The organism is Microbacterium deminutum (genome assembly GCF_039530205.1).
Taxonomy (GTDB): Bacteria; Actinomycetota; Actinomycetes; order Actinomycetales; family Microbacteriaceae; genus Microbacterium; species Microbacterium deminutum.
Map to the genome: position 1 here is coordinate 686,750 of NZ_BAAAOG010000002.1, position 19,122 is coordinate 705,871.

General features: G+C 70.6%; 17 protein-coding genes. 14 read left to right on the forward strand and 3 right to left on the reverse strand.

Annotated elements, in window-relative coordinates; translation table 11 throughout:
- The first annotated feature begins 10 nt into the window (after nt 1–10).
- The 7 genes from ABD212_RS09465 to ABD212_RS09495 all read left to right on the forward strand — a co-directional run bounded on the left by ABD212_RS09465 (nt 11) and on the right by ABD212_RS09495 (nt 6,426).
- The gene (locus ABD212_RS09465; protein WP_344093760.1) at nt 11–1,201 is read left to right on the forward strand and encodes a bifunctional 2-methylcitrate synthase/citrate synthase; all 1,191 of its coding nucleotides are present in this window, start codon (nt 11–13) and stop codon (nt 1,199–1,201) included.
- The gene (locus tag ABD212_RS09470; protein WP_344093762.1) at nt 1,198–1,659 is read left to right on the forward strand and encodes a hotdog fold thioesterase; all 462 of its coding nucleotides are present in this window, start codon (nt 1,198–1,200) and stop codon (nt 1,657–1,659) included. Before ABD212_RS09465 ends, ABD212_RS09470 begins: the two co-directional genes overlap by 4 nt.
- The gene (locus tag ABD212_RS09475) at nt 1,656–2,834 is read left to right on the forward strand and encodes a thiolase family protein (RefSeq protein ID WP_344093764.1); all 1,179 of its coding nucleotides are present in this window, start codon (nt 1,656–1,658) and stop codon (nt 2,832–2,834) included. Before ABD212_RS09470 ends, ABD212_RS09475 begins: the two co-directional genes overlap by 4 nt.
- Before the next feature lie 104 nt (nt 2,835–2,938).
- Nucleotides 2,939–3,271: a YciI family protein gene (locus ABD212_RS09480; RefSeq protein ID WP_344093766.1), complete on the forward strand. Its 333-nt coding sequence runs from the start codon at nt 2,939–2,941 to the stop codon at nt 3,269–3,271.
- Between the two features lie 283 nt (nt 3,272–3,554).
- On the forward strand, nt 3,555–4,724 hold the full coding sequence (locus tag ABD212_RS09485) for an acyl-CoA dehydrogenase family protein (protein ID WP_344093768.1): 1,170 nt from the start codon (nt 3,555–3,557) through the stop codon (nt 4,722–4,724).
- Complete coding sequence (mmsB, locus tag ABD212_RS09490; RefSeq protein WP_344093770.1) at nt 4,721–5,641, forward strand: 3-hydroxyisobutyrate dehydrogenase; 921 nt, start codon at nt 4,721–4,723, stop codon at nt 5,639–5,641. The genes ABD212_RS09485 and mmsB overlap by 4 nt, the downstream gene beginning before the upstream one ends.
- Nucleotides 5,642–5,649: 8 nt before the next feature.
- Nucleotides 5,650–6,426, forward strand: a complete 777-nt coding sequence (locus ABD212_RS09495; protein WP_344093772.1) for an enoyl-CoA hydratase — start codon at nt 5,650–5,652, stop codon at nt 6,424–6,426.
- Nucleotides 6,427–6,441: 15 nt separating this feature from the next.
- Here the strand turns inward: ABD212_RS09495 and ABD212_RS09500 are convergent, their stop codons facing one another.
- The gene (locus tag ABD212_RS09500; RefSeq protein ID WP_344093774.1) at nt 6,442–6,978 is read right to left on the reverse strand and encodes a MarR family winged helix-turn-helix transcriptional regulator; all 537 of its coding nucleotides are present in this window, start codon (nt 6,976–6,978) and stop codon (nt 6,442–6,444) included.
- 141 nt (nt 6,979–7,119) lie between these two features.
- Here ABD212_RS09500 and ABD212_RS09505 point away from each other — a divergent pair, with 141 nt between their 5' ends.
- From ABD212_RS09505 to ABD212_RS09515, 3 genes are all read left to right on the forward strand, one after another.
- On the forward strand, nt 7,120–7,896 hold the full coding sequence (locus ABD212_RS09505) for an electron transfer flavoprotein subunit beta/FixA family protein (protein WP_344094146.1): 777 nt from the start codon (nt 7,120–7,122) through the stop codon (nt 7,894–7,896).
- An 11-nt stretch (nt 7,897–7,907) separates the two neighbouring features.
- On the forward strand, nt 7,908–8,876 hold the full coding sequence (locus ABD212_RS09510; RefSeq protein ID WP_344093776.1) for an electron transfer flavoprotein subunit alpha/FixB family protein: 969 nt from the start codon (nt 7,908–7,910) through the stop codon (nt 8,874–8,876).
- Nucleotides 8,877–8,993: 117 nt separating this feature from the next.
- Nucleotides 8,994–10,550 carry a cytochrome b/b6 domain-containing protein gene (locus ABD212_RS09515; protein ID WP_344093778.1) on the forward strand — a complete coding sequence of 519 codons (1,557 nt, stop codon included), beginning with the start codon at nt 8,994–8,996 and terminating at the stop codon, nt 10,548–10,550.
- Nucleotides 10,551–10,575: 25 nt separating this feature from the next.
- Here the strand turns inward: ABD212_RS09515 and cofE are convergent, their stop codons facing one another.
- Both cofE and ABD212_RS09525 read right to left on the reverse strand, forming a co-directional pair.
- A complete protein-coding gene (gene cofE / locus ABD212_RS09520) occupies nt 10,576–11,343 on the reverse strand; it encodes a coenzyme F420-0:L-glutamate ligase (protein ID WP_344093780.1) in 768 nt (255 codons plus the stop codon).
- An 8-nt stretch (nt 11,344–11,351) separates the two neighbouring features.
- Entirely contained in the window at nt 11,352–11,858 is a 507-nt protein-coding gene (locus ABD212_RS09525) for a GNAT family N-acetyltransferase (RefSeq protein WP_344093783.1), read from the reverse strand.
- A gap of 306 nt (nt 11,859–12,164) precedes the next feature.
- Here ABD212_RS09525 and ABD212_RS09530 point away from each other — a divergent pair, with 306 nt between their 5' ends.
- The 4 genes from ABD212_RS09530 to ABD212_RS09545 all read left to right on the forward strand — a co-directional run bounded on the left by ABD212_RS09530 (nt 12,165) and on the right by ABD212_RS09545 (nt 19,083).
- Nucleotides 12,165–12,725: an acyl-CoA thioesterase gene (locus ABD212_RS09530; RefSeq protein WP_344093785.1), complete on the forward strand. Its 561-nt coding sequence runs from the start codon at nt 12,165–12,167 to the stop codon at nt 12,723–12,725.
- A gap of 207 nt (nt 12,726–12,932) precedes the next feature.
- Nucleotides 12,933–13,538, forward strand: coding sequence for a hypothetical protein (locus ABD212_RS09535; RefSeq protein ID WP_344093788.1), 606 nt, complete (start codon nt 12,933–12,935; stop codon nt 13,536–13,538).
- 96 nt (nt 13,539–13,634) lie between these two features.
- Nucleotides 13,635–17,399, forward strand: coding sequence for a proline dehydrogenase family protein (locus ABD212_RS09540; RefSeq protein ID WP_344093791.1), 3,765 nt, complete (start codon nt 13,635–13,637; stop codon nt 17,397–17,399).
- A 43-nt stretch (nt 17,400–17,442) separates the two neighbouring features.
- Nucleotides 17,443–19,083, forward strand: a complete 1,641-nt coding sequence (locus tag ABD212_RS09545; protein ID WP_344093793.1) for a LuxR C-terminal-related transcriptional regulator — start codon at nt 17,443–17,445, stop codon at nt 19,081–19,083.
- Nucleotides 19,084–19,122 lie beyond the last annotated feature (39 nt).

Genomic DNA, 19,122 nt, shown 5'->3' on the forward strand with positions numbered 1-19,122 from the left:
GGAGCAGAGCATGACCGAGCCGGACATCAAGAAGGGCCTTGCCGGGGTCTACGTCGACTACACGGCCGTGAGCAAGGTCAATCCCGAGACGAACAGCCTGCTCTACCGCGGATACCCGGTGCAGGAGCTCGCGGCCACCCAGCCGTTCGAAGCCGTCGCCTATCTGCTGTGGCACGGCGAGCTGCCCACCGATGTGCAGCTCGCGCAGCTCCGCGCACTCGAGCGGTCGTATCGCCACCTCCCGGCAGATGTGCGCGCCGCCATCGATCTGGTTCCGCTGGACGCGCATCCGATGGATGAGGTGCGCACCGCCGTCAGCCTGATCGGCGCACGCGACCTCGCCGGCACCGGGTCGGTGCTCGAGATCAGCGGGAGCGCGGAGGAGAACCTCGCGCGCAGCATCCGCCTGTTCGCGGTCCTGCCGGCGATCGTGGCCTTCGGACAGCGCCGCCGGCGCGGCCTGCAGCCGGTCGCGCCGCGCGACGACCTCGACTACTCCGCCAACTTCCTGTGGATGACCTTCGCCGAGGAGGCCGACCCCGTCGTCGTGGACGCGTTCAACCGCTCGATGATCCTGTACGGCGAGCACTCCTTCAACGCTTCGACGTTCACGGCGCGAGTCATCGCATCGACGCTGAGCGACCTGTACTCCGCCGTCGTCGGCGCCATCGGCGCACTGAAGGGTCCGCTGCACGGGGGGGCCAACGAGGCGGTCCTGCACATCTTCGACGAGATCGGCACCGCCGAGAACGTCAGCGCGTGGCTCGACGAGGCACTCGCCGAGAAACGCAAGATCATGGGCTTCGGACACCGGGTCTACAAGCGCGGCGACTCGCGCGTGCCCACCATGAAGGCGGCTCTCGACACCCTCGTCGAGCACTACGACCGCCCCGACGTGGCCGCGCTCTACGACACGCTCGAGTCCGAGTTCGTCGCGCGCAAGGGCATCTACCCGAACCTCGACTACCCGTCGGGTCCGACCTACAACCTGATCGGGTTCGACACCCTCACCTTCACGCCCCTGTTCGTCGCGTCGCGGATCACCGGCTGGACCGCGCACATCATGGAGCAGCTCGCCTCGAACGCCCTCATCCGCCCTCTCGCGGCCTACAACGGCCACGACGAGCGGCACATCGAAGGCTACGAGCCCGACGAAGCCACGAAGGCGACCGCCGAGCGCGCGGAGGAGTCGGCCGAGTGAGCCTCTGGGTCGGCGACGTCGCCGGCATCGATCTGAACGCGATGGCGAAGTCCACGCTCATCGAGAGCCTGGGCATCGAGGTCGTCGAGGTGCGCGGCGACGCGATCGTGGCGCGGATGCCGGTGGACCACCGCACCGTCCAGCCCGCCGGTGTCCTCCACGGCGGTGCGTCGGTGGCGCTCGCCGAGACGCTCGCGTCGTGGGCCGGGTACCTCGCCGTCGACCGCGAGCAGTTCCACGTCGTCGGGCAGGAGATCAACGCCAACCACATCCGGCCGGTCTTCTCGGGCTGGGTGACGGCGACGGCGACGCCCGCCGCGATCGGCCGGCGCTCGCAGGTGTGGGAGATCCGGATCGTCGACGACGCGGGCAGGCTCGCCTGCATCTCGCGCTGCACGCTGGCGGTCATCGAGCAGCGCAGCACCTACGCCGCACCCGAGACGAGGAACCAGTCATGACCCGCGATGCCGTCATCGTCGATGCCGTCCGCACGCCCGCGGGGCGCGGCAAACCGGGCGGGGCCCTCAGCGGTGTGCACCCCGTCGACCTCGCGGCCGGAGTGCTCCGTTCGGTGCTGGAGCGGAACGGTCTCGAGTCGACGCAGATCGACGACGTGCTCATGGGCTGCGTGAGTCAGATCGGCGACCAGTCGATGAACATCGGCCGCCAGGCCGTGCTCGCCGCCGGATTCGACGCCACCGTGCCTGCCGCGACGATCGACCGTCAGTGCGGCTCGAGCCAGCAGGCCGCGCACTTCGCCGCCCAGGGGATCATGGCCGGCGCGTACGACATCGTGATCGCCGCCGGCGTCGAATCGATGAGCCGCGTCCCGCTCGGGTCGTCGCGCATCGGCGGATCGCTGCCGCAGGGCATCGCCGAGCGCTACCCGGACGGGCTCGTGAACCAGGGGGTGTCGGCCGAGCTGATCGCCCGCAAGTGGGGATTCACTCGCGAACAGCTCGACGCGTTCTCGGCGCAGTCCCATAGGCGGGCAGCGGATGCCGCGGCTCAAGGTCGCTTCGCGTCGCAGCTGCTTCCGGTCACGACCGATGCCGGGGTGGTCGAGGTCGACGAGACGGTGCGCGCCGGGACCACGGCGGAGGGTCTGGCGGGGCTCGAGCCCGCCTTCCGCACCGATGAACTCGCGGCGCGCTTCCCCGACCTGGAGTGGAACATCACCCCGGGCAATTCGTCGCCGCTCACGGATGCGGCATCCGCGGTCCTCATCATGAGCGAGGCGAAGGCGCTCGAGCTCGGCCTCACCCCTCGCGCGCGATTCCACTCCTTCGCCGTCGTCGGCGACGACCCGCTGTTCATGCTGACCGGGCCCATTCCCGCCACACGCCGGGTCCTCGACCGCAGCGGCCTGTCGTTCGACAGGCTGGACGCCTACGAAGTCAACGAGGCGTTCGCGTCGGTGCCGCTCGCGTGGGCGCACGACCTCCACGCCGACCCGGCGAAGCTCAACCCGTGGGGCGGCGCCATCGCGCTCGGCCACGCGGTCGGCGCATCCGGTACGCGGCTGCTCGGCACCCTCGTCGCGCACCTCGAGGCGACGGGCGGCCGCTACGGGCTGCAGACCATGTGCGAGGGCGGCGGGATGGCGAACGCCACGATCATCGAGCGGCTGTAGCGAGTTCGCGCAATTGTCGATCCGGCGCCGGTCCGTTCGACGTGCCGGGTGAGACCCTCCGCGAACTGGTCGCGGTGAGCGCCTCCTGACGAAAGGATGACCCCATGAAGTACATGATGTTCGTGGTCAGCGACGCCCAGCCCGACAGCCCCCTCGACGAGTCCGACATCGACCTGTGGGTCGACCCGCTCGACGCGAGCGGAAAGCGGGTCATCGGCGAGGTGCTCGCGCCGGTCGCCGAGTCGACGGTCGTGCGCGTCCGCGGCGGCAAGGTGCTGACCACGCGCGGCCCGTTCGCCGAGACGAGCGAGGTGATCGTCGGCTTCGACATCCTCGACGTCGACGACCTCGATGAGGCGATCGAGATCGCGTCGCGGCATCCGATGGCCCGCAACGGTCAGCTCGAGCTTCGCGCGTTCCAGCCCTGGGACGAATAGCCCAGGGGCTGCGGACGCCGCCAGGGGGGTTCGCCGCGAGGTCCCAGCCACGAGCTCTGGCCTTGCGCGAGCCGCTCCTCGGCGTCTCGGGCTCTGTGTTCGGAGACGCATTGCTAGGACTACCGGACGGATAGATGGATGTCCTAGTATGATGAGCACACTGACAACGCCCTCGTCAGATGATCTCGCAACGTGCCAGGTGCATTGCGGGATCGTCGACGGATCGCATTCGCCGGGGAGCACGCCACAAGCGGCCCGCCTCGGTCAGCACGGAGGACCTTCCATGACGATGACCCTGACCACGACCTCGGATGAGCGCGCCGCGATCCTCGAGGCCGTCCGCGACTTCGCGCAGTCCGAGCTGGCGCCGCACGCCCTGGAGTGGGACGAGCACAAGCACTTCCCGCGCGAGGAGCTCGCCAGGGCCGGCGAGCTCGGCCTCGGCGGCATCTACGTCCGAGAGGACGTCGGCGGCTCGGGACTCAGCCGCTCCGACTCGGCCGCGATCATCGAAGAGCTCGCGAAGGCGGATCCCTCGATCGCAGCGTACATCTCGATCCACAACATGGTCGCGTGGATGATCGACACGTACGGCGACGACGCGCAGCGCCACACCTGGCTGCCGCGGCTGACCGCGATGACCGACTTCGGCGGCTACTGCCTCACGGAGCCGGGTGCGGGATCGGATGCCGCAGCGCTCGCGACGAGCGCGATCCGCGTCTCCGATGGACAGGGTGGCGACGAGTACGTGCTGACCGGCGTCAAGCAGTTCATCTCGGGCGGTGGCGAGGCATCCGTCTACGTCGTCATGGCCCGCACCGGCGAGCCCAGCGCGCGCGGCATCTCCGCCTTCCTCGTACCCGGCGACGCCCAGGGTCTGTCGTTCGGCGTCAACGAGAAGAAGATGGGCTGGAACGCCCAGCCGACGCGCCAGGTGATCCTCGACGAGGTGCGCGTGCCGGCATCCGCTCTCCTCGGAGTGGAAGGCCAGGGCTTCAAGATCGCGATGTCGGGCCTCAACGGCGGTCGCGTCAGCATCGCGGCGTGCTCGCTCGGCGGTGCGCAGTTCGCGCTCGATCGCGCGGTGCAGTACGTGCACGAGCGCTACACCTTCGGCGAGCCGCTGGCCGAGAAGCAGGCCGTGGTCTTCGCCCTCGCCGACATGGCGACCGAGCTGCGCGCAGCGCGGGCGCTCGTGCGGGATGCCGCGCTCGCCCTCGACGAGAAGGCGCCGGATGCCGCGATGCAGTGCGCCATGGCCAAGCGCTTCGCGACGGACGCCGGCTTCCGGATCGCGAACGAGGCGCTGCAGCTGCACGGCGGATACGGCTATCTCCACGACTACGGGATCGAGAAGGTCGTCCGCGACCTGCGTGTGCACCAGATCCTCGAGGGCACCAACGAGATCATGCGGGTCATCATCGGCCGCGAGCTGCTCGGGGCTGCGCGATGAAGGTCGCATTCCTCGGCCTCGGTCACATGGGGCTGCCGATGGCGAAGAACCTCGCCGCAGCGGGCCACGAGGTCGTGGGGTTCGATGTCTTCCCTGCCGCTGTCGAGGCGGCACGCGAGGCCGGGCTGGGCGTGGCGCAGTCGGGTCCGGATGCCGTGCGCCAGGTCGCCGGTGACACCGGCGCGGTCGTCATCACGATGTTCCAGACCGGCGCGCAGGTGATCGCGGCCTATCGCGGCACCGACGGAACGGATGGGCTCCTCGGTGCAGCCACGTCAGGGACGCTCTTCATCGACTCGTCGACCATCGCGGTCGACGAGGCGCGCGCCGCGCACGCGCTCGCGGAGGCGGTGGGCCATCGCTCGATCGACGCGCCCGTCTCGGGCGGGGTTGTCGGCGCCGAGAACGCGACGCTCGCGTTCATGGTCGGCGGGTCGGACGCGGACTTCGCGACCGCGCAGCCTCTCCTCGAGGCGATGGGCCGTCGGATCGTGCACTGCGGGGGCGCGGGCCTCGGCCAGGCTGCGAAGGTGTGCAACAACATGATCCTCGCGGTGTCGCAGATCGCCGTCGCGGAGGCCTTCGTGCTCGGCGAGCGGCTCGGCCTGTCGCATCAGGCGCTGTTCGATGTGGCATCCAACGCATCGGGCCAGTGCTGGGCGCTCACCACGAACTGCCCCGTCCCGGGCCCGGTGCCGACCAGCCCCGCGAACCGCGACTACCAGCCGGGCTTCGCCGGCTCGCTGATGTCGAAGGACCTCGGCCTCGCCGAGCAGGCGATCGATCTCACCGGCGTGGGTGCGCGGATGGGGCTGCTGGCGCGCGAGATCTACAAGGAGTTCGCGGACGGCGCGGGAGCCGGGCAGGATTTCTCGGGGATCATCAACACCATCCGCGCCGAGAGCACCCCCGCCTGAGGAGAGCAATGACCGAGTACGAGACGATCCTGGTCGACACGCGCGGGCGCGTCGGCTGGATCACCCTCAACCGCCCCGACGCGCTCAATGCGCTGAACACGCAGGTGATGCGGGATGTCGTCGCCGCGGCATCCGCTTTCGATGCCGACGAAGGGATCGGCGCGATCGTCCTGACCGGGTCCGAGCGCGCCTTCGCCGCCGGCGCCGACATCAAGGAGATGGAGTCCAAGTCGGGGCTCGACATCCTGATGGACGACCACTTCGGCGGCTGGGCGACCTTCGCCGCGGTTCGCACTCCGGTCATCGCGGCGGTGTCGGGCTACGCGCTGGGCGGCGGGTGCGAGCTCGCGATGATGTGCGACATCATCCTCGCCGCCGACACCGCGAAGTTCGGCCAGCCCGAGATCAACCTCGGGGTGATCCCCGGCATGGGCGGCTCGCAGCGCCTGATCCGCGCGGTCGGCTACTACAAGGCCGCGGACCTCGTGCTCACGGGCCGGATGATGGATGCCGCCGAAGCCGAGCGGGCCGGACTGGTGTCGCGCGTCGTGCCCGCGGCCGAGCTGCTCGACGAGGCCGGGCGGGTGGCCGACACGATCGCATCGAAGTCGCTGCCGTCCGTGTACGCCGCGAAGGCTGCGCTGGATGCCGCGATGGAGACCACCCTCACCGAGGGGCTGCGCTTCGAGCGCCATGTCTTCGCCTCGCTCTTCGACACGGCCGACCAGAAAGAGGGGATGTCCGCGTTCCGTGAGAAGCGCGCTCCGGACTTCCAGAACCGCTGAATGCATCCCCCGGCTTCACAGGGGGTCGGGCATCGGGCGCGGATCCGTGAAGTCGCCCGCATCCTTGCGGAACCGGGCGAGGATCCGCACGAGTTCGACCATGTCGTCCTCGGCCAGGGCCTCGTCGGCGAACACCTCGTGGTTGAGCGCGTCGGTGGCGCGCTCCACGAGGTCGCGCCCGGCAGGCGTGAGCACCAGCATGGCGGCGCGACCGTCGATCGGATGCGGCTCGCGCACGACCAGCCCGTCGCGGACGAGCCGGTCGACGGTGTTCGTGACGCTCGTCGGGTGCACCTGCAGCCGCGCGATGGCGCTGGCCATCGGCATCCGCCCCTGTCGGGTGAAGCCGAGCAGCCGCAGCATCTCGTATCGCGCGAAGGACAGCGCGAAGGGCTTCAGGGCGCCGTCGATGCGCGCCATGAGCAGCTGCTGGGCGCGGATGATCGACGTGACGACGGACATGCCTGCTGCGGCATCCGTCCAGCCGTGCGCCGTCCATTGGCGCTTGGCCTCGGCGATCGGGTCGACGGGAAGCGGTCCTGACCTCGGCACCTCGGGCCTCCCTTCCGACGGTCTCAACGGTAGTCGCTGGGCCGTGATCGGCGATCCCGGCACGACGCCGAGCCGGCGAACACCCGGCGGTCGCGGACCGGGAGTCCCCATAGACTCGATCCGACGAAGGAGTGGTGCGTGATGAAGATCGTCGTCCTGGTCAAGGAGGTCCCGGACACCTACGGGGATCGCAAGCTGTCGCTCGAGACGGGCCTTGCGGATCGTGGTGCTTCCGAGACCGTGCTGGATGAGATCGGCGAGCGCGCCCTCGAGGTCGCGCTCGCGCATGCCGACAGGCATCCGGATGCCGAGGTCGTGGTCATGTCCATGTCGCCCGAGGGCTCGGCGGCCATCATTCGGAGGGGCTTGCAGATGGGTGCCACGTCAGCGGTGCACATCGCCGACGAAGGTCTCGTGGGTGCAGATCTCGGGCTCACGGCCGAGGTGCTCGCGGCCGCGGTGCAGCGCACCGGGTTCGACCTGGTGATCGCGGGCAACCTCTCCACCGACGGTTCGGGTGGGGTGCTGCCCTCGATGGTGGCGGAGCTGCTGGATGTGCCGGCGGCGACATCGCTCAACACCGTCGAGATCGGCGACGGCGAAGTGTCGGGTGAGCGGGCATCGGATGGCGCGACGATGCGGGTCACAGCGGAACTGCCTGCCGTCGTCTCGATCACCGAGCGGCTGCCCGACGCGCGATTCCCGAACTTCAAGGGCATCATGGCGGCGAAGAAGAAGCCGTTCGAGACGCTCACGCTCGCCGACCTCGCGGTCGAACCCGAGGATCACTCGGCGTCCCGCTCGATCGTCATCGGACTGAGCGAGAAGCCGCCGCGCTCCGGCGGCGTGAAGATCGTCGACGAAGGCGACGCCGGCGGGCGGCTCGCGGACTTCCTCATCCAGAACCGGCTGGCGTAGGGATGGCTGCCATGACATTCGCTGACGACTCGATCCTGGTCCTGCTGGACGTGACCCCGTCGGGCACGCTCGCCAAGAGCGCCGCCGGGCTGCTCGGTGCCGCCGCATCGGTGGGGACGCCGGTCGCCCTCGTGGTGTCGGACGCCGCCGGGGTGAGCGATGCCGCGGCCGCGCTCGGGGCCGGTCAGGTGCTCGTCGCGTCTCCTGGCGAGGGGTTGACGGTGCCGGTGGTCGACGCGCTCATCGCGGCTGCGAACCTGGTGCGACCCGACGCGATCCTGGTGTCGAACTCGATCGAGGGGCGGGATGCCGCGGGCCGATTCGCCGCTCGGACGCGCTCCGGCGTCGCCGTCGACGCCGTGGGGGTCTCACGCGACGCGGAGGGTGTCGTCGCGCATCACTCGGTCTACGGCGGCGCATACAACGTGGACTCCGCCGTGACATGGGGAGCTCCGGTCATCACGGTGCGCCAGGGTGCGATCGATGCGCGCGCGGAGTCGGTCGCGGCTCCGGTGGTCGACAAGCTCGAGGTCCAGGCATCGGGGCGGAAGGCGGCATCCGTCGTGTCGGTCGATGAGACCGTCGTGACCTCGTCGCGTCCCGAGCTGCGCGGAGCGGCGAAGGTCGTCTCGGGCGGCCGAGGTCTCGGGTCGGAAGAGAGGTTCGTGCTCGTCGAGCAGCTCGCCGACGCACTCGGGGCCGCCGTGGGGGCCTCGCGTGCCGCCGTCGACGCGGGATACGTCCCGCAGTCGTACCAGGTGGGGCAGACCGGCGTGTCGGTGTCTCCGCAGCTGTATGTCGCGCTCGGGATCTCGGGCGCCATCCAGCACAGGGCGGGCATGCAGACCGCGAAGACGATCGTCGCGATCAACAAGGACGCGGATGCCCCGATCTTCGAGATCGCGGACTTCGGCGTGGTCGGCGACCTGTTCACCGTGGTGCCGCAGCTGATCGCTGCGCTCGAGGCGAAGAAGGCGTAACGCCCGATGGCGACCTATGGCACAGCGGTGCGTCGGGGTCTGCCTCGGCGGCCCGGGGGCGATCCGTGGCCCGCGTCCGACGGGCCCGTCGAAGCGTCCTCAGTATCCACGCCCCCGGTGGTCGAGCGAGCGCAGCGAGACGAAACGCCCGCACCCGCGCTCGCATCCCCGGTCGTGGAGCGAGCGCAGCGAGACGAAACGCCCGCACCCGCACCCGCGCTCGCGGCATCCACACCCGCGCGCGCTCTCCGGCGTGGGCTGCCCCGCGTCCCGGGCGGCGAGCCCTGGCCACCCGAAGGCATCACCGCCCGTCGCACGGCTGAGCCGGGGGCCGCAGCGATGGTGGCCGCTTCAGCGGTCAGCGGTCCATCCGCGCCGCCCGTCGCGAGTGTTCCGCAGCCGACGTTCGAGACGACAGCAGACGCGGGAATCCCGCAGCCCGTACCTCCGGATGCCGCGCCCGCCGCCGTCTCCGTCGCAGCCGCTGCGGGCAGCGGGTCGTCGCTGCGCCGCGGCCTGCCGCGAACACCCGGTGGCGAGCCATGGCCACCCCCCGGCGCTGCGCTCGCGCCGGCTGCGCTCCCGCCGGCTGCACCCCAGCCGGCCGCGGCCGTCGCCACGCCGGCGATCGCCGAGCCCGTCGAAGCATCCGACGCCCCGGCGGTCGTCGCCGAGCGCCAGGCGCTCGATGTGACCGTGCCGCTGCCCTTCACCCGCACGGTCTGGCCCGGCGAGAACGCCTTCACGCGCCCTGCGCCCAAGCCCGCGCCGAAGCGCTACGGCCCGTTCACGCGCGGCCAATGGGCGGGGGCCGTGGTCGTGGGCGGCGCAGGCCTGCTGTTCGCCGCGGCCATGGCGGTCCTGTTCGTGCGGTGGCTCCTCAGCCTGCAGGGGATGCAGGACTTCCTCGCCGCCTACCCGGGGGAGTACCCGCTGCCCGCGGGCTCGCCCGTCGGGATCCCGCCGTGGCTGGGCTGGCAGCACTTCTTCAACGTGTTCCTGATGGTGCTGATCATCCGCTCGGGCCTGCAGGTGCGCGCCGAGAAGCGTCCGACGGCGTTCTGGTCACGCCGAAGCAGCAAGCGCAAGATCAGCCTCAACCTGTGGTTCCACCAGTCGCTCGACATCCTGTGGATCGTCAACGGAGTCATCTTCATTGTGCTGCTGTTCGCCACCGGCATGTGGGTGAAGATCGTTCCGACCAGCTGGGCCGTCTTCCCGAATGCGATCAGCGCCGCGCTGCAGTACGTATCGCTCGACTGGCCGACCGAGAACGGCTGGGTCAACTACAACTCGCTGCAGCAGCTCGCCTACTTCGCCACCGTGTTCCTCGCGGCACCGCTCGCGATCGCCACGGGCGTGCGCATGAGCGGGATCTGGCCGAAGGACGCCAAGGCCCTCAACAAGGCGTACCCGGTGGAGTGGGCACGGGCCGTGCACTTCCCCGTGATGCTCTACTTCGTGGCGTTCATCATCGTGCACGTCACCCTCGTGTTCGCGACCGGAGCGCTGCGCAACCTCAACCACATGTACGCCTCGCAGGATGCCGTCAACTGGATCGGCTTCTGGATCTTCGCCGCAAGCCTCGTCGTGATCGCTACCGGCTGGGTCGCGGCACGGCCGCTCGTCCTGGCCCCGATCGCCCGCCTGTTCGGCACCGTCAGCGGGCGCTGACCGCCGGAGTGCCCGAATCGGTCGCTCAGGGACGCGCGCGGACGGATGCCGCGCCCGCGGCGAATCCCTCGGCATAGGCCTCGTCGGCGCCGAGGCGGAACATGTCGTTCTCGAGTGCCCGCACGATCGACCGCGCCCCGGGAAGGTCGATCGCCCCGACGAGGTCGGCGCGCCCGCGCACCACCGCGACGGGCAGCCGCGCCGTCTTTCCCTTGACGAGCTCGGCGGCCGCGGCGATCTCGTCGGCCACGCACGGCATGGTGACCGCGAGCGGGCGGCCCTCGGCATCCAGCTGACCGCGCAGATCCTCGAAGACCTGTACGCCGCCCGCGCCGATCGCCGAATCGGTCTGTCCTTCTCGCCAGGCGCGACCCAGAGTGTCCGAGACGATCACGCCGACCTCGACGCCCAGCAGCGCACGCAGCCCGGTCGCCAGGGCTCGCGCCGAGGCATCCGGGTCGATCGGCAGCAGCAGCACCGTTCCCTGCGGAGTGTTCGAGGCATCGACGCCCGCCGCAGCGGAGACGATGCCGAGGGGGTTCTGGACGATCCGGGTGGTGCTGCCGTTCGGGGTCACACGGCTCGCCACGAGGCGAACAGTCTCCGCCGTGATCGCGTCCTCGCGGTCATCTGCCGCGATGATGCGGCCTTCGGCCTTGGAGACGATCTTCGACGTCACGACGAGGATGTCGCCGCTGGCGAGGCCACCGGCTGCGGCATCCGCGATCACGGCGACGAGATCCGCGCCCGCCGTGATCTCGGGGATGCCCTCGAGCGCCCAGGCCTGCAGCACGTCAGGCGTCAGCGGACGAACCGCACCTCGGTGAGCGTCTCACCCAGGAACGGCTCGGTGTGCGAGGCGCCGTCGGCGACGAAGCCGTTGCGGACGTAGAAGCCGTGCGCTCGCGGGTTGTCGTCGGCCACCCATAGGTAGACCTGCTCATCCACTTCGATGACGGCGTCGAACAGCTTCTGGCCGATGCCGGTGCCGTGCCACGCGTCGAGCAGGTAGATGAAGTACAGCTCGCGGAACCGCGGGGCGTCCTTGTCGCGGGCGGGACCGGAGCCGGCGAAGCCGACGATCTCCCCGTCGACGAGGGCGGCGAACATCTTGAACTCGGGGCCTTGAACCGCCCAGTGCGTCCACAACTCGGCCATGCGGCGAGGGGAGATCTTCTCCAATGCGGCCTTGCTGATCAGGTGGTCGTAGGTCTCGTGCCAGCACGTCGCGTGCACACGGCCGAGAGCCTCGGCGTCGACGTCCCGCACCGGACGGACGACGATGTCGGTCTGCAGTTCGGCTTCCATGGCCAGACTCTACGCTCGGCTCGGCGGGACGGGAAATCGAGCGGATGCCCGAGAGCGCCGGGAGCTCGATCCGGCCGTGTGCGTTGTCGAGGCGGGCCCCTGCGGGGGCCCTGCGTGGTGGGATTCGTCGGGATCGTGGTGTGCGGTCACGACCTCGCCGGTCCGGATGCGCGAGCGATTCGCCCACAAGACCTGAGTCGCAACTCATGCGCCTTGAGCGCTCAATGTCGGAGGTCTCGGTTGCAGGCTGTCGGGAATCGACAACCGAATCGCGTCCTCAGGTGCCGATGGTTACCATCGCTCCTCGTGAACGTGATCTGGCGCACCCTGCTCATCACCCTGCTCGCTCGCCTGCGCGCGCGTCGCGACGGGCGCATCGATCCGACGGCCGTGGGGGTCATCCGCCTCACGACGATGCCGACGGATCTCGACATCCTGCGCCACATGAACAACGGCCGCTACCTGTCGCTGTTCGATCTCGGTCGGTGGGATCTGCTGATCCGCACCGGGATGGCCGACGCGATGCGGCGCCGGGGATGGTACGCCGTGGTATCCAGCGAGACGATCACGTTCCGCAAGTCGCTCAACCCCTGGCAGCGCTTCGACGTCGAGTCGCGCTTCCTCGGCCACGACGACAAGGCGCTGTACATGGAGCACCGTGCCGTCGTGGCGGGCGAGGTGTACGCGCGGGCGATCATCCGGGCACGGATGCTGAAGCGCTCCGGTGGGACCCTGCCGCATGACGAGCTGTTCGCGGCGCTGGGGCGACCGGACGGGCTCCCGGATGTCGACCCCTGGGTGCATGACTGGGCTGCGGCATCCGCTCTGCCGTCGACACGCGCCGAGGCGCCGAGCGTGTGGCCATAGCGGGCGGAATGGGGCGTCCTGCTCTCAGCCGCGATCCACAGGCGATCCTCAGGCCCCTGGATTGCTCGGAATTCCGGGGAAGCGCAGCGCCCTAGCCCACCCCCGAGCGTCGCGCAAGGCCCCTGCGCCGGGGCGCCGAATCGGGTTTCGTGCCATGAGTGAGCCCTGCGCGACCCGGCGCGGGCCCACTTCAGAAGGAGTGATCACATGGATACACGTGTGCTGATCTGGATCATCATCGCGATCATCGTCGTGGCGCTCATCGTCATCGGCGCGGTCTTCTTCATGCGCAGCCGCAACCAGCAGCGCGAGAAGGCACAGCATGACAAGGCCGTGAAGCTGCGCGAAGATGCGCGGCAATCCGAACTGGCCGCGCGCGAGGGCGAGGCGCGCGCCGCGCAGGCGAAGGCGGATGCCGCATCCGCGGCCGCAGCGGCACAGCAGGCGCAGGCGCGCGCTGCCCAGTCGGATGTCGAGGCTCAGCGCCTGGCAGACAGCGTCGGTGAGCACGAGGCCGAGGCGGACAAGCTGCGTGCTGAGCAGGAGCAGACCCTCCGCAAGGCGGACGAGGTCGATCCCTATGTCACGGCGGGCGGGGCGAGCGACCCCGTGGCGCGCACCACCACGGACGACAGGGCCGCGGTCGACGACCGCGTCGAGACGGCCGACGAGCGAGCTGACGACGTGGCCGACGCGCAGTCGGCGCCGGAGCAGCCCATCATGCGCCCGCGCGCGGCCCGGACCGACCCGACGATGAGTCACGATGACCCCGTCATCGACGACGCGCCCGCGGCCCGCACCGATCGCACCTGACCGCGCCCGGACCACCTGACCCCCGTCTGCCCGGCGAGACACCCGAGTTCCCCCGCGAGGACTCTCGCCGGGTCGGCGGCCTTTAGGCTGGATGCCATGGTGACCGACCCTTATCAGGGGGACACCGACCTCACGGCATCCGGCGACGATCTCGCAACGCGTGCCGTGACGCTGGCGCAGCGGTGGACCACCGAGAGCGCCGAGGTCGACGTGGACCCCGCAGCCGAGCGACTCGCCGGCGTCCTGAAAGACCCCAACGGGCTTCCCTTCACGATCGGCTTCGTCGACGGCGTGATGCGCCCGGAGAGCCTCGTGGCCGCGGCATCCAATCTGAGCCGTGTCGCTCCGCTGGTCCCGGACTTCCTGCCGTGGTATCTGCGCGGCGCGGTGCGGGTCGGCGGCGCGGTGGCGCCGGTCCTGCCGTCGCCTGTCGTGCCGATCGCCCGGCGAGTGCTGCGCGAGATGGTCGGACATCTCGTCGTCGATGCGCGGCCCGACAAGCTCGGCCCGGCGATCGCAGCCATCCGAGAGAGCGGCGCGAAGCTCAATCTGAACCTGCTCGGCGAGGCGGTGCTCGGCGAGGACGAGGCGCTGCGTCGGCTGGCGGGCATCCACGAACTGATCCGCCGCCCCGACGTCGACTACGTGTCGGTGAAGGTCTCGGCGATCGCGAGCCACATCTCGATGTGGGCCTTCGACGAGGTCGTCGACAAGGTGGTCGAGCGCCTGCTGCCGCTGTACCTGACGGCGGCGACCGGCTCGCCCGAGGCGAGCGGTCCGACGTTCATCAACCTCGACATGGAGGAGTACCGCGACCTCGACCTCACGATCGCGGTGTTCACCCGGATCCTCGAGGATCCGCGACTGCGGGACCTGGAAGCCGGGATCGTGCTGCAGGCGTACCTGCCCGATGCGCTGCCCGCACTGACGGAGCTCACCGCCTGGGCGAAGCGGCGCGTCGCCCAGGGCGGGGCGCGCATCAAGGTGCGGCTCGTCAAGGGCGCGAACCTCGCGATGGAGCGAGTGGATGCCGTGATGCACGGGTGGTCCCTCGCGACCTACGATGCGAAGGTCGATTCCGACGCGAACTATCTGCGCTGCCTCGACTTCGCCCTGGAGCTCGAGAACACCGCCGCGGTGCGTCTCGGCATCGCCGGCCACAACCTGTTCGACATCGCCTACGCCTGGCTGCTTGCCGGCGAGCGCGGCACGCGCGAGGCGGTCGAGTTCGAGATGCTGCTCGGGATGGCGCAGGGCCAGGTCGCGGCGATCGCCCGCGACGTCGGGCACGTGCTGCTGTACGTGCCGGTCGTGCGCCCTGACGAGTTCGACGTCGCGATCAGCTACCTCGTGCGGCGGCTCGAAGAGAACGCGTCGAGCGACAACTTCCTGTCGGCCGCGTTCGACCTGGCGGATGAGCCGGCGATGTTCGACCGCGAACGCGACCGGTTCCTGGCCTCGCTCGAACGCGCCGCGGACTCCTCGCTGCGCAGCGGCCCGAACCGGCGGCAGGATCGCTCCGCCGCGCCGAAGGAGTCGCCGCGGGCGCGCGCGCGGCTGCAGCGCGGCATCGACGCGGACGAGGATGCCGCCCTCACCGCGACGGTGCTCGGCATCGCCCGTTCGGCCGCCACCGAGTCGCAGGACACGGCGCCGCTCGCCCCGTCCGCCGAAGAGCAGCTCTTCGGCGGCGAACCCTTCGTCGAGACCGCGATCTTCGCCTCGCGCGAGTCGGAGACGCGCGCACCCGGTGCCCCGGGATTCCGCAACGCCGCCGACACCGATCCCGCGCTCCCCGCCAACCGCGCCTGGGCGCGCGAGATCCTCGGTCGCATCGAGACGTCGACGGCGGGGAACGCGACGATCGCGGCGGCGCGCGTCGAGGACGAGGGCACGCTCGAGTCGATCGTCGCCCGGGTCCGCCACGCCGCGATCGGCTGGGGCGGGATGCCGGCCGCCGACCGATCCGCCGTGCTCGTGGAAGCGGCGCGCGTGCTCGAAGCCCGCCGTGGCGAGCTCATCGAGGTCGCCGCGTCCGAGACGGGCAAGGTGTTCGCCGAGGCGGATGTCGAGGTGAGCGAGGCCGTGGACTTCGCGAGCTACTACGCCGCGACCGCGCGCGAACTCGATCGCGTCAGCGGAGCCGTCTTCGAGCCCGCGCGGCTGACCGTGGTCACCCCGCCGTGGAACTTCCCGGTCGCGATCCCCGCCGGCGGGGTCCTCGCGGCGCTCGCCGCAGGCTCGGGCGTCGTGTTCAAGCCTGCGCCGCAGGCCCGGCGATGCGCGGCCGTGGTCGCCGAGGCGCTGTGGGAAGCCGGTGTGCCGCGCGATGTCCTCGCACTCGTCGACATCGATGAGGGTGCTCTCGGCCGGCGCCTCGTGTCGCACCCCGACGTGGATCGCGTGATCCTCACCGGCTCGTGGGAGACGGCGGCGCTGTTCCGCTCGTGGCGCCCCGAGCTGCCCCTTCTCGCCGAGACGAGCGGCAAGAACGCGATGATCATCATGCCGTCGGCAGACCTCGATCTGGCTGCGGGAGACGTGATCAAGAGTGCGTTCGGCCACGCCGGCCAGAAGTGCTCCGCCGCGTCGCTGGCGATCCTGGTGGGTCCGGTGGGGCGTTCGCGGCGCTTCGCCCGACAGCTGGTGGACGCCGCGGCATCCCTCCGTGTCGCACCGCCGACCGATCCGCTCGCAGAAGTGGGACCGGTCGTCGAGAAGCCGCAGGGGAAGCTCGAGTGGGCGCTGTCGACCCTCGACGAAGAAGAGCACTGGCTCGTCGAGCCGAAGCTCCTCGATCTCGGGCCGGCGTACGAGGGCCGGTTCTGGAGTCCGGGCATCCGCACCGGCGTTCGGCCGGGATCGCGGTTCCACCGCGAGGAGTTCTTCGGGCCGGTGCTCGGCATCATGCACGCCCATTCGCTCACGCACGCCATCGAGCTGCAGAACGCCGTCGCCTACGGCCTGACGGCGGGCCTCTACACGCAGAATCCCGGCGACCTCGCGCTGTGGCTCGAGCGCGTCGAGGCCGGGAACCTCTACGTCAATCGGGGGATCACCGGTGCGATCGTGCAGCGCCAGCCCTTCGGTGGCTGGAAGCGCTCGTCCGTGGGCGCCGGCACGAAAGCAGGTGGGCCGAACTACCTGGTCGGCCTCGGGTCGTGGCGGGCGACGTCCGGTGGCACCGGCTCGGCGACGCTGCATCTGCGGGGACTCGACTCCCGCATCTCTGCGGTGATCGAAGCGGCCCAGCCATCGCTCGACTACGACTCCTTCGAATGGCTGCGGCGTGGGGCTCTCTCGGACGCCATCGCGTGGGACCGCGAGTTCGGCCAGGTGAAGGACGTGTCGGGTCTCGGCATCGAACGGAACCTGTTGCGGTATCGGCCCGTCTCGGCAGTGGCGATCCGCTCCACCGCCGATGCCACCTGGCAGGCGGTGCTGCGCGTCGCCATAGCGGGGATCCGCGCCGGGTCGTCGCTGACGCTGAGCGCGCCCGTCGGCGTGCCGGCCGCGGTACGGCGATCGCTGAGCGAGCAGGGGATCGGCGTGTTCGTCGAGACCGATGCGCAGTGGATCGAACGCCTGGTGGGCAAGCCGGACATCGTGGCCGAGGCCGCGGACGAGGCATCCGTCCCCCGTCCGCCGCGGGTCAGGCTGGTCGGTTCGCGCGAGACCGTCCTCGCACTTCATGGCGCGCTCGCCGAAGCCGTCGCGGGCGACCCGGATCTCGCCGTCTACGACAACGACGTGACCACGGCGGGCCGCCTCGAGCTGCTGCCGTTCCTGCACGAGCAGTCGGTCACGATCACCGCGCACCGGTTCGGCAACCCCGACCGCTGGTCGGAGGCGGTCATCTAGCCGGGGGATTGCTCCCTCACAGTGCCGGGTCGATACTGTGCCCATGCCCGACCAGAGTTCGTTCGGCGCCGGCCCGACGGCCGCTGCGACGCTCAACGACTGGACGTCGCGGTTCGACGAGCTCTCGCACGAAGCCGCTGTGAGCGGCCTGTCGCCGCAGGGCCTGGATGATCTCGGGCTCGCGGCGTGGTTCATCGGTCGGGGCGACGAGTCGGAGCGGGCGTGGGATGCCGCGCACCGTGCGTTCCTCGAGGCCGGCGATGTCGATGCCGCCGTCCGGTGCGTGTTCTGGATCGGCTTCACCCTCTCGGAGGAGGGCGACGACATCCGAGCGGGTGCATGGATGGCCCGGCTCTTCGAGCTGTGCCAGTCCGAGCGTGCGGGCCGGCGCTCGGAAGGCATGGTCGCGATCTGTCGATCGGTCGCGGCATACGCCCGGGGTGAGGGCGACGAATCGGCGGTGCTCGCCGCGCAGGCCGTCGCGCTGGCACGGGGGGCGCATGACGCGGATGTCGAGGTGCTCGCCACGATGGCGCTCGGCCGCGCGCTCGTGGGCACCGGACGGATCGAAGACGGCTTCGCGCAGATGGACCAGGTGATGCTGATGATCTCGTCGCACCGCGTCGGCGATCGCGTCGCCGGTCCGGCGTACTGCGCGGTGATCGCGAGCTGCCTCGCGCGATGGGATCTCGAGCGCGCCCGCGTGTGGACTCGCGACCTCAGCTCCTGGTGCGACACGCAGCAGGGCCTGGCGCCGTTCCGCGGCGAGTGCTCGGTGCTGCGCGCCGTGGTCCTGCGGGTCGGCGGGGAGTGGGGCGAGGCGGAGCGCACGCTCAGCGAGGTGGCCGAGCGCGAGCGCCGTCCCGAGACCAAGGAGAACGCGCTCTACGGGCTTGCGGAGCTCCATCGGCTCGCCGGGCGCCGGAGGGAGGCCGAGGCGGCGTTCCGCCTCGCCGCCGACCTCGGCCGCGAGGTGCAGCCGGGATTCGCGCTGCTGCGCCGCGACGAGGGGGACTCGGCCGCGGCGCGCAGCGGGGTCGCGCGGGCGCTGGATGCCGCGGTGGAGCCGAGCCGGCGAGCGGATCTGCTCGCGGCCCAGGTGGAGCTCGAGGTCGCCGACGGCGATCTCGGCACCGCCGAGCGGGCCGGGGCCGAACTCGAGGCCCTCGCCGACGCGCTCGGCACCGTCTACCTGCACGGGCAGGCCGACAGGGCGCGCGGGATCGTGCTGATCGCGAGCGGCGGCGCCGCCGCGGCTCTTCCCCTGCTGCGGCGATCGTGGTCGGCGTGGCGGCGCCTCGACGCTCCCTACGAGGCCGCGCTGACACGCGTGCAGCTCGGTCGCGCCGCGCGCGCACTCGGAGACGAAGAAGGGGCGCAGCTCGAGTTCGACGCCGCCCGGTCCGCACTCACGACGCTCGGCGCCGCTCCGGATCTCGCGCGTCTGGAGCGCATCGCCTCCCCGCAGACGCCTTCGCCTGCGGGAGGCCTCACCCCGCGCGAGGTCGAGGTGCTCGCCCTCGTCGCGCGTGGCCTGCCCAACCGAGGCATCGCCCACGAGCTCTTCCTGAGCGAGCGGACGGTCGCCCGGCACGTGAGCAACATCCTCGCCAAGCTCTCGCTGCCCAATCGCGCAGCCGCCACCGCATTCGCCTTCGAGCATGGAATGACCACGCCGGCGTGAGCCGCATTGGTCATTTCTGCCGATGTGCCGGCTGCGGCG